Annotated in this window: 29 protein-coding genes; 26 read left to right on the top strand and 3 right to left on the bottom strand. The window is 48.4% G+C overall.

Features of this window, described 5'->3' with window-relative positions; translation table 11 throughout:
- Window positions 1-105 precede the first annotated feature (105 nt).
- On the top strand, window positions 106-597 hold the full coding sequence (locus BQ9856_RS07660) for a GNAT family N-acetyltransferase (RefSeq protein WP_077610502.1): 492 nt from the start codon (window positions 106-108) through the stop codon (window positions 595-597).
- A gap of 10 nt (window positions 598-607) precedes the next feature.
- On the opposite strand, the gene BQ9856_RS07665 is transcribed toward BQ9856_RS07660, so the two are convergent.
- Window positions 608-1,363 (bottom strand): DUF305 domain-containing protein, encoded by a 756-nt coding sequence (locus tag BQ9856_RS07665; protein WP_077610503.1) that lies wholly within the window; start codon window positions 1,361-1,363, stop codon window positions 608-610.
- Window positions 1,364-1,504: 141 nt separating this feature from the next.
- Between BQ9856_RS07665 and BQ9856_RS07670 the strand changes: the two genes are divergently transcribed.
- The 5 genes from BQ9856_RS07670 to BQ9856_RS07690 all read left to right on the top strand — a co-directional run bounded on the left by BQ9856_RS07670 (window position 1,505) and on the right by BQ9856_RS07690 (window position 5,716).
- Complete coding sequence (locus BQ9856_RS07670) at window positions 1,505-2,158, top strand: HAD family hydrolase (protein WP_077610504.1); 654 nt, start codon at window positions 1,505-1,507, stop codon at window positions 2,156-2,158.
- Between the two features lie 81 nt (window positions 2,159-2,239).
- Window positions 2,240-3,259, top strand: a complete 1,020-nt coding sequence (locus tag BQ9856_RS07675; protein ID WP_077610505.1) for an LCP family protein — start codon at window positions 2,240-2,242, stop codon at window positions 3,257-3,259.
- A 224-nt stretch (window positions 3,260-3,483) separates the two neighbouring features.
- A complete protein-coding gene (locus BQ9856_RS07680) occupies window positions 3,484-4,839 on the top strand; it encodes a TrkH family potassium uptake protein (protein ID WP_077610506.1) in 1,356 nt (451 codons plus the stop codon).
- 18 nt (window positions 4,840-4,857) lie between these two features.
- A complete protein-coding gene (locus tag BQ9856_RS07685) occupies window positions 4,858-5,511 on the top strand; it encodes a potassium channel family protein (RefSeq protein WP_077610507.1) in 654 nt (217 codons plus the stop codon).
- Window positions 5,512-5,533: 22 nt separating this feature from the next.
- Window positions 5,534-5,716, top strand: a complete 183-nt coding sequence (locus BQ9856_RS07690) for a FeoB-associated Cys-rich membrane protein (protein WP_077610508.1) — start codon at window positions 5,534-5,536, stop codon at window positions 5,714-5,716.
- Between the two features lie 56 nt (window positions 5,717-5,772).
- Here the strand turns inward: BQ9856_RS07690 and BQ9856_RS07695 are convergent, their stop codons facing one another.
- Window positions 5,773-6,798 (bottom strand): PTS transporter subunit IIC, encoded by a 1,026-nt coding sequence (locus BQ9856_RS07695; RefSeq protein WP_077610509.1) that lies wholly within the window; start codon window positions 6,796-6,798, stop codon window positions 5,773-5,775.
- Window positions 6,799-7,044: 246 nt separating this feature from the next.
- On the opposite strand from BQ9856_RS07695, the gene BQ9856_RS07700 reads away from it, so the two are divergent.
- Together BQ9856_RS07700 and BQ9856_RS07705 are read left to right on the top strand one after the other, a co-directional pair.
- Entirely contained in the window at window positions 7,045-8,175 is a 1,131-nt protein-coding gene (locus BQ9856_RS07700) for a CobW family GTP-binding protein (RefSeq protein ID WP_077610510.1), read from the top strand.
- 69 nt (window positions 8,176-8,244) lie between these two features.
- Window positions 8,245-9,198, top strand: a complete 954-nt coding sequence (locus BQ9856_RS07705; RefSeq protein WP_235839176.1) for a TIGR03943 family putative permease subunit — start codon at window positions 8,245-8,247, stop codon at window positions 9,196-9,198.
- 127 nt (window positions 9,199-9,325) lie between these two features.
- Here BQ9856_RS07705 and BQ9856_RS07710 read toward each other — a convergent pair whose 3' ends face one another.
- Entirely contained in the window at window positions 9,326-10,732 is a 1,407-nt protein-coding gene (locus tag BQ9856_RS07710) for a polysaccharide deacetylase family protein (RefSeq protein ID WP_077610511.1), read from the bottom strand.
- Window positions 10,733-10,923: 191 nt separating this feature from the next.
- Here BQ9856_RS07710 and BQ9856_RS07715 point away from each other — a divergent pair, with 191 nt between their 5' ends.
- The 18 genes from BQ9856_RS07715 to BQ9856_RS07795 all read left to right on the top strand — a co-directional run bounded on the left by BQ9856_RS07715 (window position 10,924) and on the right by BQ9856_RS07795 (window position 25,318).
- Window positions 10,924-12,159 (top strand): D-alanyl-D-alanine carboxypeptidase family protein, encoded by a 1,236-nt coding sequence (locus tag BQ9856_RS07715; protein WP_077610512.1) that lies wholly within the window; start codon window positions 10,924-10,926, stop codon window positions 12,157-12,159.
- A gap of 334 nt (window positions 12,160-12,493) precedes the next feature.
- Window positions 12,494-12,742, top strand: coding sequence for a PspC domain-containing protein (locus BQ9856_RS07720; RefSeq protein ID WP_077610513.1), 249 nt, complete (start codon window positions 12,494-12,496; stop codon window positions 12,740-12,742).
- A 35-nt stretch (window positions 12,743-12,777) separates the two neighbouring features.
- Window positions 12,778-13,098, top strand: coding sequence for a PadR family transcriptional regulator (locus tag BQ9856_RS07725; RefSeq protein WP_013273079.1), 321 nt, complete (start codon window positions 12,778-12,780; stop codon window positions 13,096-13,098).
- Entirely contained in the window at window positions 13,095-13,838 is a 744-nt protein-coding gene (locus BQ9856_RS07730; RefSeq protein WP_077610514.1) for a DUF1700 domain-containing protein, read from the top strand. Before BQ9856_RS07725 ends, BQ9856_RS07730 begins: the two co-directional genes overlap by 4 nt.
- Entirely contained in the window at window positions 13,835-14,734 is a 900-nt protein-coding gene (locus BQ9856_RS07735; protein ID WP_077610515.1) for a DUF4097 family beta strand repeat-containing protein, read from the top strand. Before BQ9856_RS07730 ends, BQ9856_RS07735 begins: the two co-directional genes overlap by 4 nt.
- Before the next feature lie 47 nt (window positions 14,735-14,781).
- Entirely contained in the window at window positions 14,782-14,970 is a 189-nt protein-coding gene (locus BQ9856_RS07740; protein WP_077610516.1) for a PspC domain-containing protein, read from the top strand.
- A 162-nt stretch (window positions 14,971-15,132) separates the two neighbouring features.
- Window positions 15,133-15,354, top strand: coding sequence for a small, acid-soluble spore protein, alpha/beta type (locus BQ9856_RS07745; protein WP_077610517.1), 222 nt, complete (start codon window positions 15,133-15,135; stop codon window positions 15,352-15,354).
- A gap of 62 nt (window positions 15,355-15,416) precedes the next feature.
- Window positions 15,417-16,673 (top strand): cobalt-precorrin-5B (C(1))-methyltransferase CbiD, encoded by a 1,257-nt coding sequence (gene cbiD, locus BQ9856_RS07750; RefSeq protein ID WP_077610518.1) that lies wholly within the window; start codon window positions 15,417-15,419, stop codon window positions 16,671-16,673.
- Window positions 16,643-17,320, top strand: coding sequence for a precorrin-2 C(20)-methyltransferase (gene cobI, locus BQ9856_RS07755; RefSeq protein WP_077610519.1), 678 nt, complete (start codon window positions 16,643-16,645; stop codon window positions 17,318-17,320). Before cbiD ends, cobI begins: the two co-directional genes overlap by 31 nt.
- Window positions 17,321-17,322: 2 nt before the next feature.
- Complete coding sequence (gene cobM, locus BQ9856_RS07760; protein ID WP_077610520.1) at window positions 17,323-18,087, top strand: precorrin-4 C(11)-methyltransferase; 765 nt, start codon at window positions 17,323-17,325, stop codon at window positions 18,085-18,087.
- Window positions 18,084-19,151 (top strand): cobalt-precorrin 5A hydrolase, encoded by a 1,068-nt coding sequence (locus BQ9856_RS07765; protein WP_235839177.1) that lies wholly within the window; start codon window positions 18,084-18,086, stop codon window positions 19,149-19,151. The genes cobM and BQ9856_RS07765 overlap by 4 nt, the downstream gene beginning before the upstream one ends.
- Window positions 19,148-19,888: a precorrin-3B C(17)-methyltransferase gene (cobJ, locus tag BQ9856_RS07770; protein WP_077610521.1), complete on the top strand. Its 741-nt coding sequence runs from the start codon at window positions 19,148-19,150 to the stop codon at window positions 19,886-19,888. The genes BQ9856_RS07765 and cobJ overlap by 4 nt, the downstream gene beginning before the upstream one ends.
- A complete protein-coding gene (cobK, locus tag BQ9856_RS07775) occupies window positions 19,881-21,290 on the top strand; it encodes a precorrin-6A reductase (protein WP_077610522.1) in 1,410 nt (469 codons plus the stop codon). The genes cobJ and cobK overlap by 8 nt, the downstream gene beginning before the upstream one ends.
- Before the next feature lie 3 nt (window positions 21,291-21,293).
- On the top strand, window positions 21,294-21,866 hold the full coding sequence (gene cbiT / locus BQ9856_RS24790) for a precorrin-6Y C5,15-methyltransferase (decarboxylating) subunit CbiT (RefSeq protein ID WP_200801274.1): 573 nt from the start codon (window positions 21,294-21,296) through the stop codon (window positions 21,864-21,866).
- Window positions 21,859-23,265, top strand: coding sequence for a cobyrinate a,c-diamide synthase (locus BQ9856_RS07780; protein ID WP_235839178.1), 1,407 nt, complete (start codon window positions 21,859-21,861; stop codon window positions 23,263-23,265). Before cbiT ends, BQ9856_RS07780 begins: the two co-directional genes overlap by 8 nt.
- Window positions 23,262-24,341, top strand: coding sequence for a nicotinate-nucleotide--dimethylbenzimidazole phosphoribosyltransferase (cobT, locus tag BQ9856_RS07785; protein ID WP_077610523.1), 1,080 nt, complete (start codon window positions 23,262-23,264; stop codon window positions 24,339-24,341). Before BQ9856_RS07780 ends, cobT begins: the two co-directional genes overlap by 4 nt.
- On the top strand, window positions 24,341-24,895 hold the full coding sequence (locus BQ9856_RS07790; RefSeq protein ID WP_077610524.1) for a bifunctional adenosylcobinamide kinase/adenosylcobinamide-phosphate guanylyltransferase: 555 nt from the start codon (window positions 24,341-24,343) through the stop codon (window positions 24,893-24,895). Before cobT ends, BQ9856_RS07790 begins: the two co-directional genes overlap by 1 nt.
- A gap of 171 nt (window positions 24,896-25,066) precedes the next feature.
- Window positions 25,067-25,318, top strand: coding sequence for a TM1266 family iron-only hydrogenase system putative regulator (locus tag BQ9856_RS07795; protein ID WP_077610525.1), 252 nt, complete (start codon window positions 25,067-25,069; stop codon window positions 25,316-25,318).
- Window positions 25,319-25,395 lie beyond the last annotated feature (77 nt).

Raw genomic sequence — 25,395 nt, forward strand, 5'->3', positions numbered from 1 at the left:
GCCCGCAGGCTGTGGCGCTTTGCTGTTGACAGGAAAAAGAGCTTTACGAACCCCTGTCCATTCGGTATACTTATTAAAATGGATGAAAGATTGGAGGAGTAAGAATTGGATATTGTAATCAGACCTTACGAAGATAAGGATCTTCCGGAAATGACCGCCTTATGGAATCAGATTGTTTTAGAGGGAAATGCATTTCCCCAGGAAACCTGTCTTGACAGCATGACCGGGCAGTCATTTTTTGCAGAACAAAGTTTTGCTGCCGTAGCAGAGGATACGGCAGCAAAGAAGCTGTGCGGTCTTTATATTCTGCATCCCAACAATGTGGGAAGATGCGGGCACATATGCAATGCCAGCTATGCGGTAAGCGCAGAGTGCAGGGGTCACCATATCGGAGAGCGTCTGGTTAATCATTGTCTGACTCAGGGTAAGAAGCTTGGCTTTCGGATCCTGCAGTTCAATGCGGTCGTTGCCACCAATACTTCGGCCAGGCGCCTGTACGAGCGGCTGGGCTTTCAGCAGCTTGGGGTGATTCCAGGGGGATTTTTAATGAAGGATGGCCATTACGAAGACATCTGCCCCTATTATCATCTGCTTTAACAGCGGGCGCTTATTGGGTGAAATCCCGCATCTCATTGATTTCCTGCTCCTGAACGGTTATGATGTTCTGGGCCAGGGTGCGGATTTCTTCATAATCTGTGTATTCCAGTATGGATTTTGCCATTTCCACTGCCATTTGATGATGTTTTATCATGCCGTCTGCAAAAGCGTGGCCGAGGCTGGAAGCATTGGATTTATCCATTTTTTGGCCGCGGTTTAAAAAGCCGTGGTAGTCTTCCAGATAGGCACTTTCCTTATCCTCATTGTTGTGGCCTTCCGAGCCATATTTATCTGCCAGATCCTGCATTCTGGTAATTTCCGCCTGCTGGGCCGGGATGATATGTTCTGCCATGCCTTTCAGCTTGTCATCGCTGCTGCCGTAAGAGAGATAGGCTTCTGACATCAAAATGGCGGATTCATGATGAAGGACCATTCCATTTAAGAAATCAATGGAGGCATTTCCTGATTTCGGAATGTTTTTCATTGCCTGCATCATATCCGTCATGATTTCATCCTGCCTGGACAGATAACGGTTGACATTGTCTTCGGCTGAAACGTTGTCTAAGTTGCGGTTTACCTCCACTGACGGATTTGCCCCTGGGGTAACGGAAACGGTAGAAACAGCCCCCTGGACGCTTTCGGATGGGATTTTGGACTGGTTGGATTTTCGGATTTTGATCCAGTTAACCGAAGTAAAGGTGGCGACCAGCAGGACGGTAAATGCCAGAATAAAGCCAATGGCCCAATATCTCAAATTTTTTTTCATAACATTCTCCCATTTCTTTTGATATTCGGACATCATTAGTATGGGCAGAAATAAGGCCCTTATTCAAAAAGGCAGGAGAGCTGGATTTTTAAGATATTATGATTTATAATGAAAGGGCAAGAAAGAGGGAAGGAGAGAGATATGTATAAGTGTTGTATATTTGATCTGGATGGAACCATTATCAATACCATTCATTCCCTGGCCTATTCCATCAGTCAGACCATGGAGCATTTCGGATATAAGCCGGTTGATGAGGCCCACACCAAGCAGTTTGTCGGGGATGGATTTAAAAAGCTGGTAGAAAGGGCTCTTATTTATTCCGGGGATGAAAAGCTGGTTCATTACGGGGAAGCACTGGCCGTTTATGAGGAAATATTTAAGAAAAACTGTCTTTACCAGGTGGAGCCTTACGATGGAATGCGGCCGTTTTTAAAATTCTTAAAAGAAAAGGAAATAAAAATAGGAGTGTTGACCAACAAAGGGCATGAACAGGCAGTTGAATGCGTGGAGGCCGTTTATGGAACGGGCTTTTTTGACCTGATCACAGGGGAAGGGAACGGAGTGAAATGCAAGCCGGACCCTTCAGGTGCTTTGATGACAGCGGAGAGTTTTCATGCGAAGCCTTCGGAGTGCCTTTATTTTGGAGATACCAATACCGATATGCGGACCGGTATCAACGCCGGTATGGACACGGCTGCCGTTACATGGGGATTTCGTGACCGGGATGAGTTAGAGGCGTTTCATCCCAGGTACATCATCGATCATCCGGATGAGATCAAACATGTTTTTGAATAAAATTTTAAAAAAAAGGAAAATTAAGGAGAGATAAGAGTGAGTATCTCTTCTTTTTTTATTTGTTGATAAAACGGAGGAACCATGGCTAAATACTTTAAATGGGGCTTGATCCTGATTGCGGCCGTCTGGGCGGCCCTTATAGGGACTATGCTGGGATATGCCTGGAATATCATGCATTTGCCGCAAAAGCTTCCCCAAGCGGAAATGCCTCAGATTCAAAATACGAATATTAGTATAGAAACCCAGGAAAAAATGGAGGGATACTGGACACTGGCCGTGTTCGGCGTGGATTCCAGGGAAGGAAACTTAGGGAAAGGGACCAGATCGGATATGCAGATGATCCTCAATGTAAATCTGGGTACCGGGGAAATACGAATGGTCTCTGTCTACCGTGACACGTATTTAAAGATAGACCAGAAGGGCCGGTATGATAAGATCAACGAGGCATATTTCAATGGCGGGCCAAAACAGGCGATTGAGGCATTGACGGAAAATCTGGATTTAAGCATAGACGATTATGCCTCATTCAGCTGGAAGGCAGTAGCGGATGCCATCAATATTCTGGGAGGAATCGATGTGGATATCAGTCATGAGGAGTTTCGGGTCATCAATGGTTTCATTACGGAAACCGTGGAAGCTACCGGTGTGGGATCCCATCATTTAAAAAAGGAAGGGCCCAACCATCTGGACGGCGTCCAGGCAGTCGCTTACGCAAGGCTTCGGAAAATGGATACGGATTTCAAGCGGACGGAACGGCAGAGGGAGGTTGCAGATCTGGCGCTTGAAAAGGCCAGAAAAGCGGATTTGTCCACCTTAAACCGGGTGGTCACTGCCGTGCTTCCCCAGATATCCACCAGCATTGGCATGAAAGATATGCTTCCATTGATGAAAAATGCAAAACGGTTTCATTTAACTGAGACCGAAGGCTTTCCATCGAAACTAAAGGACGTAAAAATCGGGAAAAAAGATTGTGTCATTCCAGTGACATTGGAGGAAAACGTAAAAAGGCTTCACCAGTTTTTATTTGATGATGAGGTCTACGAGCCTTCCGGGCTGGTAAAAGAAACCAGCAGGCAGATTCAGCAGAAGGTAAAAAAATAAGAGAAAAGAGCCAGGAAGCCTGTAAAGGGCAGCAGAAGGTTTTGCTTCTGATGTTTTTTACAGGTTTTTCTTGTTTAAATGCAAAATCGAACCTTTTCCTATTGCACAAAGTGTGCTATACTATGCGAATGGAATCAGATAGGAGATTGAAAATGAATACAAAAGCCTGAATACAAAACAGGAATATGGTATCATAAGAAAAGAGGAGAGACAGTAAGAGGATCATGGAAGAGAAACAATTGAAACGTGCCAGACGGCACGTGAGCCAGACACAGTTTATTGCATATGGATTTTTTTGCCTGATTATGACGGGAGCGCTTCTTTTGATGCTTCCCATCTCCAGCAGGGATGGGCAGTCTGAGAATTTTTTAAACTGCCTGTTTACCGCGACCAGTGCTTCCTGTGTGACCGGGTTGGTAGTCAGGGATACCTGGTCCCAGTGGTCCTTATTCGGACAGCTGGTGATTCTGACAATGATACAGATCGGAGGTCTTGGGTTTATCACGGTAGGAGTGTTCATCTCCATTGTCCTGCGGCGAAAGATAGGACTGAAGGAGAGAGGGCTTTTACAGGAAAGCGTGAATACCCTGCAGATCGGCGGTGTGGTGAGGCTGGCAAAAAGGATTATAAAAGGAACCTGTATCTTTGAAGGGACCGGAGCTGTTCTTCTGGCAATCCGTTTCATCCCGCAGTATGGGTTCTGGAAGGGTTTGTTTTACGGTATTTTCCACGCCATTTCCGCGTTCTGCAATGCCGGATTTGATTTAATGGGAAATCAGAAGCCCTACAGCTCTTTTGTAGCCTATTATGATGACTGGCTGGTGAATCTGGTCATAATGTCCTTGATCATCATTGGAGGCATCGGTTTTATCGTGTGGGATGATTTGTACCGGAATAAGCTGCATTTCAGAAAATACATGCTTCATACCAAAATCGTTCTGGTGAGTACCGTGACCCTGGTTTTTGGGGGAGGGTTCCTTTTCTATCTGCTGGAACGAAACAACCTCCTGGTGGGAATGAATGTGAGCGGGCAGATATTGACATCCCTGTTCAGCTCTGTGACGGCCAGGACAGCCGGTTTTAATACCACCGATACGGCGGCACTGACCGATGGAAGCAAGCTGCTTACCATAATCCTCATGTTCATCGGAGGGAGCCCCGGGTCAACAGCTGGCGGAATTAAGACGACCACATTGTTTGTCCTCCTTATGTGCGTGTATTCCAATATCAAGCAGACTTATGGAGTCAACATCTTCGGAAGGCGCCTGGAAGAGGAGGCCATTAAGCGTGCAGGTACCATTTTAACGATCAACCTGTTCCTTGCGCTTACTGCTTCCCTTGTCATTATGGCAATTCAGCCTCTGGGATTTTCGGACATACTGTTTGAAACGGCATCTGCCATCGGAACAGTAGGAATGACCACAGGCATTACCAGAGATCTTTATTCCGTATCACGGGTGATTATTATTATCCTGATGTACAGCGGAAGAATCGGAAGCTTATCGTTTGCCCTGGCATTTGTTCAAAGCCAGCGCAAGGTTCATATAGAACAACCGGTAGAAGCAATTAATGTAGGTTAGATAAAAAGGAGTAAAACCATGAAATCAATTTTAATTATTGGACTCGGCCGGTTTGGCCATCATCTTTGCCTTAATATGGCAAGACTCGGCAATGATGTCATGATCGTGGATCAGAAGGAGGAATGCCTGGAGGATCTGCTTCCTTATGTTACCAGTGCAAAGATTGGAGATTGTACCAATGAAACCGTTTTAAGAAGTCTGGGGATTGCCAATTTCGATTTATGCTTTGTCTGTATCGGGACAAATTTTCAGAGCAGTCTTGAAATTACCAGTCTGGTTAAGGAACTGGGAGGCAGGCGTGTGATCAGTAAGGCAAACCGTGATATACATGCAAAGTTCCTGCTGCGCAATGGTGCCGATGAGGTGATTTATCCGGACCGGGATATCGCTGAGAAGCTGGCGGGCCGTTACAGTGCCGATCATGTTTTTGACTACATTGAGCTGACGCCGGAATATTCTATTTATGAGATCCCTCCGCTTCCGGAATGGGTACACAAGTCGATTAAGGAAGTGGATATCCGGAACCGGTATCATATCAGCGTCCTGGGAATCAAAAGGGAGGGCAGAGCACAGCTTATGCCGCCTGCGGATTATGTGATCCAGTCCCAGGAGCATTTGATGGTCATTGGAAAAAAAGAGCATATTGAACATATATTAAAAGAGCTTAAGTAGATAAGAAAGCTTGGGGATTGTTATGTTTACATGGTTAACGGCCAATGGTCCGACGATTGTTATTGCCCTGATTCTCCTGGTCCTGGTGTATTTTGCGGCCAGAAAGGTTTTAAAAAATAAAGGAGGCTGCAACTGCGGGCATTGCGGAGGCGGCTGCGGTCATTGCGCCCTTGGGAATAAAAAAGAGAAAGATAAACCGGTATGAAACGGGAGAAAGCAGCGGCTTTGGGAAGCCGCTGCTTTCCTTTTCTGATTTTCTTTTTATTTTAAGTCCAGTTTTAAGTCGCCCAATTTTATCCAGCCCATTTTCCTGAGTATTTCCCCGAATAGAAAGGTGAGCAGAGCAGGAAGCAGGAAGCAGACGAACAAAATTCCAAGCCACATGGAACTGCCGCCCCCCATTGCTGTATAAACGCCGATGGGGCCAACCAGCCCGCAGGTACCCATACCGGAGCCGGCAGGGATGTTTTTTAACTGGAATACCATGGTGGCAATGGGACCGGTTATCATGGAAGTCAAGGTGGGGGCTATCCAGATTTTTGGGTTTTTCACAATGTTCCCCATTTGCAGCATGCTGGTACCCAGGCCCTGGGCCATGAGACCGCCCACCCCGTTTTCACGGAAGGAAAGGACGGCGAAGCCGATCATCTGTGCACAACAGCCTGCTGTTGCCGCCCCGCCCGCCAGACCGTCAAGGGACAAGGCAATGCAGATGGCCGCACTGCTGATGGGCAAGGTGAGGGCGATGCCGATCAGGGCTGATACCAGAATTCCCATGAATAGCGGCTGCAGTTCGGTGGCTGTTTTTACAAGGGTACCGAACCAATCCATGAAGCCGGCTACCCCGGGCCCTACAAACTGGGCGATGAGGACCCCGGAAATGATGGTCACGCCGGGAGTGACCAGTATGTCCAGCCGGGTTTCCTTTGAAACGATTTTACCGAGTTCTGTGGCAATGACTGTTGCGGCAAGAGCCCCGACAGGACCGCCCAGGGAATTACCGGCAATTCCAACGGTTGCAGCGGAAAACAGGACCAGAGCAGGAGCGTGGAGCGCATAAGCGATCGCAACGCCAAGGGCGGCTCCGGTGGCGCTTTTTGCATAATCCGCAATGACATTAAAAATGTTAAGATTGAATTGCTTGCCCAGTGTACCGAAAATGGTTCCGATCAAAAGAGACGCAAAAAGGCCAAATGCCATAGCACCCAATGCGTCAATGAGATAGGTCTGGACGGTAATTGTGACGTTTTTCCTCTTGAGGAATTCTTTTACGCCGCTTTTTTCCATGGTAGAAATCTCCTTTAAATTATTTGGTGCACACATTTGACCTTTGTCAAAGCAGTTGCCATGTATTTTATCACATTATTGTTAAATTTCAAGCTTTTTAAACATGTTTTTAAAAAATTGATAATTTTTAAACAATATGTATCATAAAACCACCTGGCCTCTGCTTGACTTTATTTTAAGTTTGTGACACAATAAGTAGTTGTAGTTTCATGTAAAACTCTGGAAAGAAAAGAGGTAAGTATTGATATGACGAAGATTGATATTATCTCCGGCTTCCTTGGAGCTGGAAAAACAACCTTTATTAAGAAGTTACTGCAGGAAGCCATTGCCGGAGAGCAGGTTGTCCTGATTGAGAATGAATTTGGTGAGATTGGGATTGACGGAGGGTTTTTAAAGGATGCCGGTATCGAAATACGGGAAATGAATTCCGGTTGTATTTGCTGCTCTCTGGTTGGTGATTTCGGAAAATCACTGGAAGAGGTTCTGACAAAATACCATCCGGACCGTGTCATCATTGAGCCATCCGGAGTGGGCAAATTGTCTGATGTTATGAAGGCCGTTATTGATGTGGCTTCTGAGCTGGAAGTGACCTTAAACAGCGCAGTCACCATTGTGGATGCCCAGAAATGCAAAATGTACCGGAAGAATTTCGGAGAGTTTTTCAATAATCAGATCGAGAACGCAGGAACGGTTGTATTGAGCCGTACCGATATCGCCCCGGCTGACAAGGTAGATCAGGCGGTTCTAATCGTGCGGGAGTTGAATCCCAGGGCTTCTGTTGTAACGACTCCGTGTGAGGAGCTGAGCGGAAAGCAGCTTCTTGAGATCATCGGGAAGCCGGATACCATGGCAGAGGAGCTGATGAATGAGGTAAAAGAGCACCATCATCACCATGACCATGAGGAAGGGGAAGCATGCAGCTGCGGCCATGAGCACCATCACCATGATCATGAGGAAGGGGAAGGCTGCGGCTGCGGCCATGAGCACCATCACCATGATCATGAGGAAGGGGAAGGCTGCGGCTGCGGCCATGACCACCATCATCATGATCATGATGGGGAATGCGGCTGCGGTCATGACCATGACCACCATGATGCGGATGAGGTATTCAACAGCTGGGGCCTTGAGAACGTACCGGCCGTGGCCAAAGAAGAGCTGGATAAGATTCTTGATGAGCTGGCCTATGGAGATGGTTTTGGAGATGTTCTCCGTGCAAAGGGCATGATCCCGGGTGAGGAAAAAGGCACATGGCTTTACTTTGACTTAGTTCCGGAACAGTACGAAATCCGTGACGGAGCGCCTGAATATACCGGTAAGGTATGCGTGATCGGAGCGAACTTAAAAGAAGAGGAGCTTAAAAAGGCCTTTGGAAGGTAAGCAGAATGGAGGGAACCCCTGACAGGGATGCCTATATGCCCTGAGAAAAAGGGCAGGAAAGAGGAAATCATGAGTAACACGGATACAATGCAAGACGAATTTATGCCGGTGTTCCTTATCAATGGATTTTTGGAATCAGGAAAGACCCAGTTCCTTCAGTTCACCATGGAGCAGGATTATTTTAAGTCTGATGGGAAATCTCTGTTGATCGTCTGTGAGGACGGAGAAACCGAATATGATATGGAACTGTTAAAGCGTAACCGGACAGCAGGCGTGTTTATTGAAAGCATAGAGGAACTGAATCTGGACAGGCTTTTGGAACTGGAACTGCTCTATAATCCGGAGCGGGTTCTGATCGAGTGGAACGGCATGTGGAACTTGGATGAGCTGAAGCTTCCCGATGACTGGAAGATTTATCAGCAGATCACCCTGATCGATATGTCCACCTTTGATCTCTATGCGGCCAATATGAAACCGCTTCTTTATTCCATGGTGCGCAATTCAGAGATGATTATCTGCAACCGCTGTGACGGAATTGATGATTTATCCGGCTACCGCCGAACCCTTAAGGCAATGTGCCCCCGTGGTGAGATTGTATTCGAGGATTCCGAGGGAGAAATCAATGAGATCTCCGATGAAGATCTGCCTTATGACATAAGTGCCGATGTGGTAACCATATCACCGGAGGCTTATGGGATCTGGTACATTGACTGCATGGAAAGAAGGGAACGTTATGAAGGAAAAATCGTAGAATTTACAGCTATGGTTTTAAAAACTCCTGATTTTCCCCAAAATTACTTTGTGCCGGGACGCATGGCCATGACCTGTTGTGAAGACGATATGACGTTCCTGGGCTTTGTTACGAAAGCCCGGGAAGCCAGGGACCTTGAAACCAGGCAGTGGGTCCGTGTCAGGGCTAAAATCGCATATGAGTTCTGGAAGGATTATGAAGGAGAAGGGCCTGTGCTGTATGCAGAATCGGTCGTGCCCGCACAGCCGGTGAAAGAGATTGTGCAGTTTTAACGGCAGGAATAGCAGCTTGCGAAATAAAATAGTATTTATGGCATAAAAAATGAGCTTTGAAAATGGCTTTTAAGACCATTCAAGGCTCATTTTTTATACACTGTTTTTCGTAGAGATGCTCTTTTAATTACATGGGAGGCACCGGCGTCGGCCGTGCCGGATCAAATACATCAGGAACGTTAAACAGATCACTTAAGCTGTCAGGGTAATAATACATCCGGTAGCCATCCAAGTTCCGGCGGGCCTGCCGGAAGTGGTCAGGTCCCAATTGCATCCAGGTGGTTTTGCTGGCGTCTACGTTACAGAAATAGCGGAAACCGAGAGCTTTTAAGTATGTAAAACGTTCGTTATCTTCGGCGTAGGGAGTCCAGCTGCCGATATCACTTCCAAAGGGGAAGAGGATAATATCGGTGGGGCCGATTAAGGACTCTACGTTTCGTTTCCACTTGTCCGAATCGATCTTAAAATGTTCCATGGAAATCTGTCCCATATTCCGATGGCCCCAGCTGTGGGAGGCCAGTTCCCAGCCATGGTCTTTTAAAGACTGGGCCACCTTTGCAGCCTGTTCCCGGTCTGCTTCATAGTTGGGATTGGTGTCTTTATAGGACTCGTCCGTCCGGTATCCAAGGATTCCGTTATAACCGGTAAGTGCCAGGATTCCGCGGGCTCCTTTATAAGAGAAGCCGGGATGGGTCTTTATGAAATTCTCAAGAATCGGCACCAGATCATAGTCTCCGACAGAAACACTTCCATCATCCATCTGCATTTCACAGGTGGGGTAACCGTCTTCTCCGATAATGATACGGGTGGCAAATCCATCCCCTTTCATATATTCGTAATAGCATACATCATCCTGTGACAGGACAAAGGCTTTCTTGCCTTCTGGAAGCATGATATCCCCATATACAAATTTGGGGTTGCCGTTTTCATCTGTAGTCTCATATGCAAGGTCATGGATTCTCACCAGAACGTATCCCCGGTCATACATGGACTGCATGATTTTAAGAAATTCCGATTTTGTAGTCATCATCTGGTTGTAGCCGGCCTGCTTGGAGTCCCCGTCAAAAGCCTTTGACGTATCCATGATAAGGGAATGGAAAAAGATATGGGTGACATCCTGAGGATTGATCCGGACCAGGGAACCTTTGGCAGCCTCGTAACTGGCTATGGCAGATGTCACTTCTTCTTTTGCGGCATAACGGGAATCGGATTTGAGCAGTTTAATCGCCCCTTCGTAATCGTATTGAACAGCAAGTGCTTCTGCCTGAGAGAGGAGGGATAACAGATTTTGTTCTTCCGTTGGTTTCCCTGTTGCAGCTTCTCCGTTTGAGGGGGTCTGCGCTTCGCTCTCTGAGGAAATCCCTGCGACAGAAGAGTCAGCGGGCAACAGCCTGTGTTTGAGCTTTTTGTTGATTGCAATGCCGCATAAAGCCAAAACGGCAGTAATGAAAATTCCAAGAAGGACAATAACGGTAATCTGCAGCGTGCGGTTTCGGCCTCTGCCAAAATTCCGTTTGCGGAAATGTTGATTCATAACGTAACCTCATAATTCTGTAATATTGGGGTGGTACCGAAAGGATATCAACCCTCCCCGTACGAGTATAGCATACTTTCCGGGAAGATGAAATCAAAAGGCAGTAAATTTTTTTCTAAAAAATGGCATATGTTTAAGAAACAATCCCATACAATGGTACAAAGGAATTTTTCAGGGGATCGTGTAAAACCATGAAGAGAGTTACGGCAATTGTTTTAAGCTGCTTTTTGCTGTTTTTCTGTTTATGCCGGCCGGCGGCAGGGCAGGTGCCGGATATAGCGGTAGCCTCGGACATGATTATCCAGGCAGAAGAGGCTAAGGAAGCGAATACGGAAGGCGGTCCGGCTTTGCAGTCTCCCAGCGCCGTTTTAATGGAAGCATCAACCGGACAGATTATCTACGAAAAGGATGCGGATGTGAAGCGGAGTCCGGCGAGCATCACCAAAATCATGACGCTTATTCTGATCTTTGATGCTCTGGACTCCGGTAAGATCAAGCTTACGGATGAGGTTGTGACCAGCGCCCATGCAAAATCCATGGGAGGCTCCCAGGTATTTTTGGAGGAGGGGGAAGTCCAGACGGTGGAAACCCTGATCAAGTGTATTGTCATAGCATCAGGGAATGACGCCTCCGTAACCATGGCAGAATACATAGCAGGTACGGAAGAGGAATTCGTAAAAATGATGAATGAGCGGGCGGCCGGGCTTGGGATGACCAACACTCATTTTGAGGATTGCTGCGGCCTTACTGATTCCCAGACTCATGTAACAACTGCCAGGGATATCGCACTCATGTCAAGAGAGCTGATCAATAAGTATCCTCAGATTCATAATTATTCCACCATATGGATGGAAAATATCACCCATGTGACAAAGCAGGGGACCAAGGAATTCGGCCTTTCCAATACCAACAAGCTGTTAAAAATGGCTACTAATTTTAATGTAACCGGATTAAAGACGGGTTCTACCTCTCTGGCAAAATATTGTCTCTCCGCTACTGCGGAAAAGGATGGGGTCCGTCTCATCGCCTCCATTATGGCAGCTCCTGACTATAAAGTCCGGTTTGCCGATGCGCAGACCCTGCTGAATTATGGGTATGCCAATTGCAAGCTGTATGAAGATAAGGAAATGCTTCCTCTCCCTGATATGGTAGTGGATAACGGAGTGGTGGATAAAGTTCCTCTAAAATATGGCGGTTCATTTTCCTACTTAAGCCTTAAGGGGGAGGATTTTACAGCCATTGAAAAGAAGCTGGAACTGGTACCCTCCATTCCCGCGCCGGTAGAAGAGGGGCAGACGGCAGGAACTTTGATTTATACCCTGGGAGGTGAAAAAATCGGAGAGGTGCCCGTATTGACGGCGGGAGCGGTCCGGGAAGCAAAATTTGCTGATTATTTTAAGCGCTTGTGGAAGGCGTTTAACCTGTAATATATCCAAAGGATCTGGCATGGACGATCGTGCCAGATCCTTTTTGTTTACAGGAAAATTCTCCGAGCTCCCCGATAAAATAAAAAAGCAATTCATGCGGGAGGTTCATGACGTTTAAGAGGAAGAAGCCACGGAAGAGGCAGCGCGGCAGCACTGGAGTCAGACAAGTCAGACCCTTTCTTATAGAAAGGTTTTGATGTACTTTAAAAAAATATAATAGGTGTTGACAACTAATATTATATAACATATAATATATATTATACGAGGTATAATATAAAGCAAAAAATAATATTATATATTTGTACATCATAAAGAGAAAGGGAGGTGGGCGGTCGTGGAGAGAAAACGTTTGTACCGGTCCGTGAAGAACAAGGTTATCTGCGGTGTGTGCGGTGGAATCGGAGAGTACCTTCAGGTAGATCCTGTCATGATCAGACTTATATGGGTTCTCCTGATGCTGCTCCAGCCATGGCGTCATTTATTCCATTTGTTCCTCGGCTTTTCCCTGATGGGAGGCAGCCTGATTCTTTATATCATCGCGGCGGTAATTATTCCCAAGGTGCCGAAGGATGAGAGCAGGTAGCGGATTTTTTAAGATTCGAAGATAGGAGTGGGCATATGGTTTTTAACACAGGAGCAGCACTATTGGACGCCATTGTCCTGGCGGTTGTGTCAAGGGATCAGGAAGGTACCTATGGATATAAGATCACACAGGATGTGAGGAACGTCATTGAGATCTCAGAATCAACCCTGTATCCGGTACTCCGCAGGCTGCAGAAGGAAGAGTGCCTGGAGGTCTATGATCTGGCATTTGACGGAAGAAACCGAAGATATTATAAAATTACGGAAAAGGGACGGGTTCAATTGAATCTCTATAAAGGCGAATGGGAAGGCTATTCGCAGAAGATATCCCGGATTTTTGAGGAGGCACATATATGAACAGGGATGAGTTTATGAGAGAGCTGGAATATCTGCTGTCGGATATTCCCGATGAAGAAAAGGTGGAAGCCATCGGATATTACAGGGATTATCTGGAGGAAGCAGGGCCGGAAAAGGAAGAAGAAGTCATCAGAGAATTTGGGAGTCCGGAACGCATTGCTTCCATTATCCGTTCGGATATATCCGGCAATTTAGCGGATGGAGGAGAGTTCACGGAAAGCGGTTATCAGGATGAACGGTTTAAAGATCCCAATTTTCAGATGGCAAAGCGGTATGATCTCCCGGAAGCCTCGGATTATAAAAGGGAGTATGAGAGGGAGTCCGGTAAGGGCCGCGCAAAAAAAGGCAGTCCCGCGGATTCCAACCGGATCGTAAAAACCGTTTTATGGATTTTACTAATTATTGCGGCGTCACCCATACTTTTTGGAATAGGCGGCGGCATGATGGGACTGGTAAGCGGTCTTCTTGGCTGCCTTCTGGCGGCGGTCATCGTGGTCGGTGCGGGAACAGCCGCTCTCCTTGTGGCCGGAGTTGCCATGGTTCTGGCCGGAATTGTTTCCATGGTTATCCACCCCCTAAGTGGGATATTGCTTTTGGGACTGGGGATACTGATTCTTGGTCTCGGCCTTCTTGCACTGGCTGTCAGCGGCGCTTTTTACGGAAAATTCCTGCCTTTTCTGTTCCGGAGCTGCGTGAACGCCATTAGCGGATTATTTCATGGAAGGAGGGGCCGTTCATGAAAAAGTTTATAAAAATATGTTTGATAGCCGGAGGTATCTGCGTTCTCATAGGCGGAGGTATCGCGTTCACAGCAGCGGCCTTAGGCGGGGATTTGCTGGATGTTGTACCCCAAAGGGCCGTCCAGTGGAGGAAGGAAATCCCGGGAATAACTCTTGACGGTTTCTGGGAGGATCTCGATGATTATTATGGCCGGGAATACACGGATATAGCGGAGGAAGGACAGGAAATTTATTCCTCTTCCGAAGTAAAGAAACTGGATGTGGCCGCACGTGCAGGAAGCGTGGTCTTTGTAGAGGATCCGGCTGGTGACAGGATCAGGGTGTTCTGTAACAGGGATGAAACTCATTGGAGCCGGTTTGAAGAGAATGAGAAACTGGAACTGCAGGTATACCCTGGCCGGAAAGGAAGCGGAGACGATTCCGGACTGCTGTTTACCATTCATGTACCTAAGGATTACCATTTTTCCAGCGTGAGTTTGAAGCTGGCCCATTCCAATGGGTCTTCAGACCAGGAGGAGCCGGCTCCGGTTCTCATGGCCCAGTCTCTGTCTGCTGATGAAATGAACCTGGAAACAAAGGCAGGCACCATAAAGATCAGTCAGGGCAATGCAGGAGATCTTAACATTGTAAGTGATGTGGGTGCTGTGGATTTTTCCGGAACCACTTCCGGTAATATTGATGCGGTATGCAGGGTCGGTGCCATTCGAATGGAGCTGGCTGGAAAAAAAGAAGATTACAATTATGATATCCAGTGCAGGCTGGGAGCGGTAAAGATAGGCGAAGAAAGCAGCGCAGCCTTAAAAAGCAAGGACACAATGGATAACGGAGCCGGCAAAAACATGGATTTGGAATGTGAAACAGGTGCGATCCAGGTGGATTTTATGAATGAATTATAATACAATGACTACAGTTACATGTCAGAGGGAAGAAAGGAGACATACAAATGGAAGGCAATCAGAAAAGATTATACCGTTCCGATACGGACAAAATGCTTTGCGGGGTATGTGGAGGGATCGCAGAATATTTTGATGTGGATACTACCATCATCCGCCTGTTATGGGCGGTGTTAGGCTGTTCAGGCGCAGGCATCGTGGCATATTTTATAGCGGCTGTCATTATTCCAAGGAGATAAGCGGATCTCAATGCTTGGATTCTGAAAAAGAGGCAGGCCATAGCGGATGAACCGTTCCGCTGTGTCCTGCCTTTTCCCTGTAAAATACCGGAAAAAAATTACGTTTAATTCTTCTGGCAGCGGGCATACTCTCTTTAGATTTGTGAAAGGAGATGCAAATATATGTCAAAAGGAAAGAAAAATGAACCATTTGATCCTCATAATATGAAGCCGGAGGAAATACTTAAATTCGAAATCGCTACGGAGCTTGGTCTTGGCGACAAAGTGGTAAATGGAGGCTGGCGCAGCCTGACCGCAAAGGAAAGCGGACGGATTGGGGGCCTGATTACGAAAAGAAAAAGAGAACTGAAAAAAGACGCTCTTGTGAAAGAAGAGGAAGCATAGGGAAACATTTCCTTGCGCCATAAGCAAAAATCTTTTATAATGTACATCGAAGAGGAAAAAATATGGAAAAACACGAATTAAGAAGCGGATTCACCACGGGAACCTGCGCCGCTGTTGCTGCCAAGGCAGCAGCAGCCATGCTGCTTACCGGAAGTGAACTGGAACATATGGAGCTTATGACGCCAAAAGGAAGGTTTGCCGATTTATCCCTTTTCCATGTCGCCTTAAACCGGGAAAAAGCGGTCTGTGCGGTTAAAAAAGATGCCGGAGATGATCCGGATGTAACGGATCAGGCCCTGGTATTTGCCTCCGTGGAATATTTTAATGGAAAAGAGGATGAGCCGGTAAAAAGATGTTATTGTTGGAACGGGGAAGAAGCGGACGGCGTAAGTCCGCTTTTTTTGGCTGCCGGAGAAGGGATTGGACTGGTGACAAGGCCAGGACTTTCCTGTCCCGTGGGTATGCCGGCCATTAATCCGGTCCCCCGCAGCATGATATTCCATGGCGTGGAGGAAGCGAGAAGGAAAGCCGGTTTTGAGGGTTCCTTAAAAATATGCATCTGGATGCCGGAGGGAAGAAACCTGGCGGAGAAGACCTTTAATCCAAAGCTTGGGATCAAAGGGGGCCTTTCGGTTCTAGGAACCACCGGGATTGTGAACCCCATGAGCGAAGCGGCTCTTACGGCTACCATACGTCTGGAACTGCATATGAAAGCGGTGGCAGGCATCAGACGGGTCATTCTGACTCCGGGAAATTATGGGGAGGCATTCATAAAGGAAGCTCTTGGCCTATTCATGGAAGAAGGAGTCACCTGCAGCAATTTCATCGGGGATGCCTTAGAGATGGCGGGAGAAGAGGGCTTCGGCCAGATCCTGCTTACAGGGCATATCGGGAAGCTTATCAAGGTCGCGGGAGGTGTATCCAATACCCATTCCAAATATGGGGACCGCCGTATGGAAATTTTGTGGGACTGTACCGCTGCCTCATTGGAAGGGAAAAGCTTTAAAAGAAGCAGCATTGGGATGGAATTGAAAAATAAGATCCTTCTGGCAAATACCATGGAGGAAGCCGCTGGGATTTTAAAGGATTACGGAATACTGGAGCCTGTAATGGAAGAGGCAGTAAACAGAATACAGAAATTTGCCTCCCTTTGGGCAGGCGGGATAAAGGTGGAAGTGGTGACATTTTCCACCGTTTACGGGATACTGGGAATGAGCCGGGAAGCACAGGCACTCATTGGGCTGTTCGCCGGGATGACCGGAGATACGGATAAACAGGAGGATAAAGTATGGCTGGAACCATGTATGGGATCGGAGTAGGGCCGGGAGATCCGGAGCTGATGACCTTAAAAGCGGCAAAGAGGATCCGGGAATTAAACATCATCGCTATTCCGCATAAAGAGAAGGAATTATGTACTGCATATCAGATCGCCAGGCAGGCGGTACCGGAAATAGAGGAAAAGGAATGCATTTATCTGCCCATGCCCATGACAAAGGATAAAAAGGTGCTGGAGGAAAGCCATGACCTGGCGGCCAGGGCCGTGATGGAACATCTGGACAGGGGAGAAGACGTGGGATTTATAACGCTGGGGGATGTAAGCATTTATTCAACCTGCAGTTATCTGCTGGACAGGCTCTGGAAGGAGGGGTATGCCACCCGCCTGGAATGCGGAATTCCTTCCTTTTGCGCCGCTGCGGCCAGATTGGGGGTTCCGCTGGTATCGGGGGCAGAGGAGCTTCACATCATCCCTGCTTCCTATCAGGTAAAGGATGCTTTAAAGCTTTCCGGTGTAAAGGTGCTCATGAAAGCGGGCAGACAGATGGAAGCGGTAAAGGAAGAAATCAGAAAATGCAGGTCCAGCGCCGTCATGGTGGAGAACTGCGGGATGCAGTCGGAACGGATCTATCATTCCCTGGATGAAATCCCGGAAGACGCAGGCTATTATTCATTGTTGATTGTGAGGTAAAAATGGTACATATAGTGGGAGCAGGTCCGGGAGCACCGGACTTAATCACGGTAAGAGGAAAGGAATTGCTGCTGCGGGCAGATGTGATCATTTATGCAGGTTCTCTGGTAAATCCGGTTCTGTTAGAAGGGAGAAAGGAAGGCTGCCAGGTTTATGACAGCGCGGAAATGACCCTGGAGGAAGTGATCGCTGTGATGGAGAAAGCGGAAAAAGAAGGAAAGACGACGGTACGGCTCCATACCGGGGACCCCTGTATCTATGGCGCAATAAGGGAGCAGATGGACGAGCTGGACGCAAGGGGGATTTCTTATGATGTCTGCCCGGGGGTCAGCTCCTTTTGCGGTGCGGCATCGGCACTTAAGATGGAATATACCCTTCCCCGGGTATCCCAGAGTGTGGTCATTACCCGTATGGCAGGCAGGACGCCGGTGCCGGAGCGGGAATCCATCGCTTCCTTTGCAGCCCATGGCACCACCATGGTGATTTTCTTAAGCACAGGGATGTTAGATGCTTTGGCAGAAGAACTGATAAAGGGCGGTTATGCTCCGGATACGCCAGCTGCCATCGTTTACAAGGCCACCTGGGATGAAGAGAAGACCGTGATCTGTACGGTGGAAAGCTTAAGCGAAGGTGCAAAACGGGAGAGTATAAGGAAAACGGCTCTGATTCTTGTGGGCAATGCAGTGGCTCAGAACGCCTATGAGCGTTCCAGGCTTTATGATCCGGCCTTTACCACGGAATTCCGGAAGGGGACGGACGGGAAATGATGAAGCTTTCTATCGTATGCTTTACGGAGGCCGGAGCCGGGCTCTGCGTAAGGCTCATGAAAGGACTTTCCATGGCCGGAGACCAGTGTGAAGGCTTTGGGCCCAAAAAGCTTCTGGAATCCGGCTCAGACGGGGAATCCCTGGTTCCTCTCAAGACATCGTTAACGGAATGGACAAAAGAGCAGTTTTTGAAGAAAGACGGGATTGTGTTCATAGGGGCTGCGGGCATAGCGGTCCGGGCCGTTGCTCCTTTTTTAAAGAGCAAAGCAGTGGATCCGGCCGTGGTGGTCCTGGATGATATGGGCCGTTTCTCCATTTCCCTTTTATCCGGCCATCTGGGCGGAGCCAATGAGCTGGCGGAGCGGGCGGCAGGAATTGCGGGCGGACAGGCGGTCATCACGACTGCCACAGACAACCATGGTGGATTTGCAGTTGACTTGTTTGCCAAAAAACAGGGACTTGCCATCACCGGGCTTAGCAGGGTAAAAGAGGTTTCCGCTGCGGTCCTTAGGGGAGAAACCATTGGATTTTACAGTGATTTTCCGGTAGAAGGGAAACTTCCCCCGGGGCTTGTCTCCGGGGAGGCATGCCGGCTGAACCTTTGGATAACCGTAAAGAACAAGCCGGAAGAGGCTGTTTTAAAGGATTCCTTTAAGCTGGTTCCAAAGCTTCTCATCCTGGGAATCGGATGCAGGAAAGGGATTCCGGCAGAAGAGATAGAAAAGGCTGTAAATCGGATTTTTGGGGAGTGGAATTTATCCCTGGAAGGCCTGATTGCATGTGCCAGCATTGATTTAAAAAAAGAAGAAGCAGGGATCTGTGAATATGCGGCCGGAAAAGGGATCCGGTTTTACACCTATCCGGCCCGGACGCTTGCCGAAACGGAAGGGGAGTTTTCCGCTTCTTCTTTTGTAAAGCAGGTAACAGGAGTTGACAATGTTTGTGAGCGGTCAGCCCTTGCCTGTGCTGAGAAACTGGGAGGCGGAAGGCTTCTGGTAAAAAAACAGGCATCGGGCGGCGTAACGGTAGCCGTGGCTGTCCTGGATTGGAAGGTAAAATTATGAACAGAACAGGAAAACTTTACGTGGTGGGAATCGGCCCGGGATCCTACGAGGATATGACCATAAGAGCGGTAAAGGCATTGGAAGAGAGCCAGGTCATTGTAGGATATACGGTTTATGCAGATCTTGTGCGGAAACATTTCCCGGATAAGGAGTTTATGACAACTCCCATGCGCAGGGAACAGGAACGCTGCCGGCTGGCCATTGATGAGGCAAAAAAGGGAAAAACCGTTTCCATGGTATGCAGCGGGGACTCCGGCGTTTACGGCATGAGCGGTCTGATTCTTCAAATGGCGCGATGGGACCCGGAACTGGAAATCGTAATCATCCCCGGAGTGACGGCGGCGTTAAGCGGCGGAGCGCTTCTGGGCGCTCCCCTTGGACATGATTTTGCGGTAATCAGCTTAAGTGATCTGCTCACTCCCATGGATTTGATTGAAAAGAGGCTCAGGACTTCAGCCCAGGCAGACATGATCATTTGTCTTTACAATCCTTCCAGCAAAAAGAGGGCGGATTATTTAAAACGTGCCTGTGAAACCGTCATGGAATACAAAAGTCCGGAAACCGTGTGCGGCCTTGTAAGGAATATCGGCAGGGAAGAGGAAGAAATGGAGGTCATGACCCTGGAAAAATTAAGGGATGCCCAGGCAGATATGTTTACGACCATCTTTATCGGGAATTCCATGACAAAAGAAATAAATGGAAGAATGGTAACACCAAGAGGATATAAACATGTGTAGGGTTCTTATTTTCGGGGGTACCACGGAGGGCAGGATTCTGGCTGAATACTGCCATGAAAATGGGATAAACGCATGGGTCAGTGTGGCTACCGGATATGGGAAAATGGTTCTGCCGGAGAGCCGGTATCTGCATATACAGGAATCCCCCATGAATTCCGGCGAGATGGAACAGTTTATGGGACGTATGGGCATTGATCTTGTATTTGACGCTACCCATCCTTATGCAGCAGCGGTGAGTCAAAACATCCTCACGGCCTGTGAACGGACCGGAGCGAAGCGCATGAGGGTGGTCCGGGAGGAATGTGCTGCAAAAGAGGAGGAGAGCATTGTATGGGCCGGTTCGGTGGAGGAAGCGGTCCTTTCCTTAAGCAAAAGGCAGGGGAATGTTCTTGTAACCACGGGAAGCAAGGAACTTTCGCTCTTTATGGCCCTGGATTCCTGGGAGGACCGGGTTTTTGCAAGAGTGCTGCCGACCGTATCTGTGATTTCTGCCTGTGAGCAGATGGGGATAAAGGGAAAACATTTGATCGGCATGCAGGGACCTTTTTCTGTGGAAATGAACAAGGCCATGATAAAGCAGTATGATATACGGTATCTTGTGACAAAAGAAGCCGGCAATGCCGGAGGTTTCCCGGAAAAAATAAGAGCTGCAGCGGAATGCGGCATAACAGCGGTTGTTGTTGGACGCCCGGTAAAAGAAGAAGGAATCACGGTACAGGAAGCAAAAAATATATTGGGTCCAAAGCCTGGCATCCCGCCGGAAAGGAAGAGCGTTTCGCTGATCGGAATCGGAATGGGCGGGCCGGACCAGATGACCGGAAAGGCGTTAAAAGCATTGCAGGCCTGCGATGTGGTGTTTGGTGCAGAGAGGATGCTTCTTAGCATTTCCCATGCAATACCAAATGCCGTTCAGAAACCGTTTTATTTAAGCAGGGATATCCTGCCCTGGCTGGAGGAGCATAAGGAGTGCCGCCGGATCGGAATCCTTTATTCCGGTGATACGGGTTTTTACAGCGGTGCCGGAAAGATGGCGGAAGCGTTAAATAAAGAGCCATACTGCCGAAAGTATTGTACCGAAGTTTTTCCCGGGGTATCTTCCGTTTCTTATTTGTGTTCCAGATTGAAAACGGGCTGGGAAGACGTGCGGCTTGTGAGCCTTCACGGAAGGGATTGGGATATTCTTGAAGAATTAAGGGGCAGTCCCAGGGTTTTTGCGTTGTTAGACGGAACCAATACGGTAAAAAGCCTTTGCCGTCTTCTTAAGGAACAGGGATTTGCTGAAATCAGGCTTTCTGTGGGGGAACGGCTTTCCTATCCGGATGAACGGATCACCGTTGGAACGCCGGAAGCTTTGGAGCAGCAGGAATTTGACCGCCTGTCAGCGGTATTGATTGAGAGGTAATGCATGAGAGATGAACAGTTTATCCGCGGAGATGTACCCATGACCAAAAGTGAGGTCCGGGCTGTTTCCATATCAAAACTGGAACTAAAGCCGGATTCCGTTCTCTATGATGTGGGGGCCGGGACCGGATCCGTATCCATCGAAGCTTCCCGTTTCCTTACCGGGGGACGGGTCTATGCCATTGAAAGAAAGGCGGAGGCAATAAGCCTTATAAGAGCCAATAAGGATAAGTTCCGTGCCGATTGCCTGGAAATCGTGGAAGGAGCGGCACCGGAGGCCATGACCGGGCTCGAAGCGCCTACCCATGTATTTATCGGGGGGACTTCCGGCTCCATGGAAGCAGTGCTTGCTCTTGTGTTGCAAAAGAATCCCAAGGCACGGATCGTTATGAATGTCATAGCTCTGGAATCCCTTGGAGCTGTTTTAACCTGGCTTAAAAAGCATTCCGTTACGGCAGAAATCGTGCAGGTGCAGGTTTCAAAAGGCAGGCTGGCAGGGGACTGTCATTTGATGCTGGGACAGAATCCGGTTTATGTTGTTTCATTCGGAGGGGAAGGAGGAACCGTATTTGAATAATGCATATCCCAGGCTGATGCTTGCAGCCCCGAAAAGCGGCAGCGGGAAGACTATGATGACCTGCGGGCTTTTAAATGCGTTTCTGGGCAGGAAGATATCCTGCCGGTCTTTTAAATGCGGCCCGGATTATATAGACCCCATGTTTCATAAATATGTTCTTGGCATAGACGGCGGAAATCTGGATACTTTTTTTCTGGAAAAAGAGAGGGTGAAGGAACAGTTTGTAAATCAGGCAGACGGGGCCGGGATTTCCGTCATAGAAGGCGTCATGGGGTATTATGACGGGGTCGGGGGAGACAGTACCCGGGCCAGCTCCTATGAGGTGGCATGTACGGTGGAGGCGCCGGCCGTACTGGTCCTGGACTGCAAAGGAGCCGGTTTATCACTGGCTGCCTTGATGAAGGGGTTCCTGGAATACAGAGAGGACAGCCATATTTGCGGCGTAATCTTAAACAGGACCTCAGAAGTCATGGCAGAGCGGTTAAGGCCTGCCATGGAAGCGCTGGGAATCCGTGTGTACGGATATCTGCCGGAATGTGAGGAAGGCCGCCTGGACAGCCGGCATCTTGGCCTGGTGCTTCCGGAGGAATTAAAAGGATTCAAGGAACAGCTAGACAAGCTGGCCGCTAAGATGGAAAACACAATTGACATCAAAGGACTCATGGAACTGGCTGGGAATGCCGGACCGCTGACCTGTTATTGCGGCGGCAGCGGTCCGGAGGCATTTAAAGCAGCCGCCCGGAGCCGGGTGCCCATAGGGATCGCAAGAGACGAAGCATTCTGTTTTTATTATCAGGAGAATTTAAAGCTTATGAAAGATATGGGTGCAAAGCTGATCCCGTTCAGCCCGGTTCACGATAAAAGGCTGCCGGAAGGAATCTGCGGACTTTTGTTTGGCGGGGGATATCCGGAGCTATACGGACAGGAGCTATCGGAAAATGAATCCATGCTCAGGGATATCCGAAACGCATCAGACCGTTCTATGCCCATACTGGCCGAATGCGGAGGTTTCCTGTACCTTCATGATGAACTGGAGACAAAAGAACATAAAATTTATCCTATGGCAGGGATCATCCACGGAAGGGCTTATCCCACAGAACGCCTTTTAAGGTTTGGCTACATCGAGGCTTTTTCCAGGGAAGATGCCGCGTTTTTGAAAAAAGGAGAGTCCATCCGCGGGCATGAATTCCATTACTGGGACAGTACCAATAACGGAACCCGGATGGAAGCACGGAAGCCCGGAGGACGGAAAAGCTGGGACTGTGTTCATGCAGAAGGGAATCTTCTGGCAGGATTTCCTCATTTTTATTACCCGTCAAATCCTGTTTTGCCAGGACGGTTCGTAGAAGCCTGTGAACGGTTTAAGAAAGCGGAATGTAAGGAGGCTATGGAAAAATGAACGATGAGCTTCATACATATCTGTCCCGGATCCGGCCGCTTCATGAGAAAGCGATGGAAATGGCCCGCCTGCGGTGGAGTCATGTAGCAAAACCCCTTAACAGCCTGGGTATCCTGGAAGATGATATTGTAAAGATCGCGGGCATAAGCGGAACCTCAAACGTGGATATCGGAAGGCGGGCTCTCCTCATACTGTGCGGGGATAACGGGATCGTGGAGGAAGGAGTCACCCAGACCGGCCAGGAGGTAACAGCCGTTGTGACAGAGAATATGACGGAAGGAAACAGCAGTGTCTGCATCATGGCAGACCGGGCCGGAGTGGATGTTTTTCCGGTGGATATTGGAGTTTCCAGAGATTTAAGGTCCGGTTCCCGTCATCCTCTGATTCGCAGAAAAATCGCTTACGGCACAAAAAATTTCCGGAAAGAGCCTGCCATGACGCGGGCTGAAGCGGTTAAGTCCATGGAAACCGGCATCCGTCTGGTTGAGGAACTGGCACAAAAAGGCTATCATCTCATTGCCACCGGAGAAATGGGGATCGGGAATACGACTACCAGCAGTGCCGTTTCTTCCATGCTTCTTAAGAGAGATCCGGAGGAATTGACCGGAAGGGGAGCAGGATTAAATGAGGAAGGTTTAAGGAAAAAGCTTGAAGTCATAAAAGAGGCCATAGAAACATACGGACCCGGGTGCCGGGATGTGACAGACATTCTGGCCAGTGTGGGCGGATTTGATATAGCCGGACTGGCCGGTGTGTTTTTGGGCGGTGCCATCTGCCGGATTCCTGTGCTGATCGATGGATTTATTTCCGCTGCCGCAGCTCTTGCCGCAGAGCGGATTTATCCGGGATGCCGGGATTATATGCTGGCTTCCCATGTATCTGCAGAGCCTGCCGGGCGGCGGCTTCTTGATGAACTGGGGCTGGCACCGCTCATACAGGCCCATATGTGCCTGGGAGAGGGAACCGGAGCGGTGGCAGCGGTCCCGCTTTTGGATATGGCAGCCGATGTTTATACGAAAATGAGTTCCTTTGAAGACATTCATATTGAAGAATATAAGCCAATGGAGGGCGTGTAATGGTTACGCTGATTATCGGAGGAAGCGGAAGCGGAAAGTCGGAGTATGCCGAAAGCCTGATCCAGGAGCTGGGGGAGGGAAGGCGGATATACATCGCCACCATGAAGCCCTGGGATGAAGAATGCAGGAAACGGATCGAACGCCACCGGCAGATGAGGGCCAGGAAACATTTTGAAACCGTGGAGCGTTATCGGAATTTAAAAGACGTTGATCTGGGAAAATCCGGGAAGCCCATGGCAGTTCTTCTGGAATGCATGTCAAATCTGGTATCCAATGAACTTTTCGGCCTTGGGGAAACAGGAGAAGCCCCTCCCCTGGGAGAAGACCGGGCAGTGGAAGCGGTATTGGAGGGAATCCGGCATGTGAAGGAGCAGTCAGAGGAATTTATCATTGTGACCAATGAGGTTTTCTCGGATGGAGACGGCTACAGCGAAAAAACCAATGCCTACCGAAAGGTTCTGGGAGAAATCAATCAAAAAACAGCCGGACTGGCGGATACGGTCGTGGAGGTAGTTGCCGGGATCCCGGTTATAGTAAAAAAAGGAATGAATTGAAAAAAATCCTCAATTATGTTATTATTATAACATAGTAGCATCCTGACACCAAAAACAAAGTTTGAGGTAGAAGGTTCGGCATTTAAGGGATAGTCTGTTTTGCCGCGCCTTTCCGGCGCGGTCTTTTTCATTGTACGGCTGTCCGTATGAAACGAAAACGGAGGAATAACGATGGAAACGAGAATTGCAGTGATCGGTATCGTTGTGGAAGAGGAAGAATCGGTGGAATTACTGAATGAGATCCTTCATGAATACCGGCAGTACATCATTGGCCGCATGGGGATCCCATATCCAAAGAGAGGGGTCAGCATCATCAGCATTGCAGTGGATGCGCCTCAGAGCATGATATCCGCCCTGACCGGTAAGATCGGTAAATTAAAGGGAATCAGTTCCAAGACAGCTTACCAGGGAGTGAAGGCGTGACAAAACAGTTTTAAGAGGCCCGGCCTCATAAAATAAAATACTGACGGAGAAGCAGATGCTGACCCAAAAGAAAGGAA

This window comes from Clostridium sp. Marseille-P2415 (assembly GCF_900155545.1).
In the GTDB taxonomy this organism is placed as follows: Bacteria; Bacillota; Clostridia; order Lachnospirales; family Lachnospiraceae; genus Lacrimispora.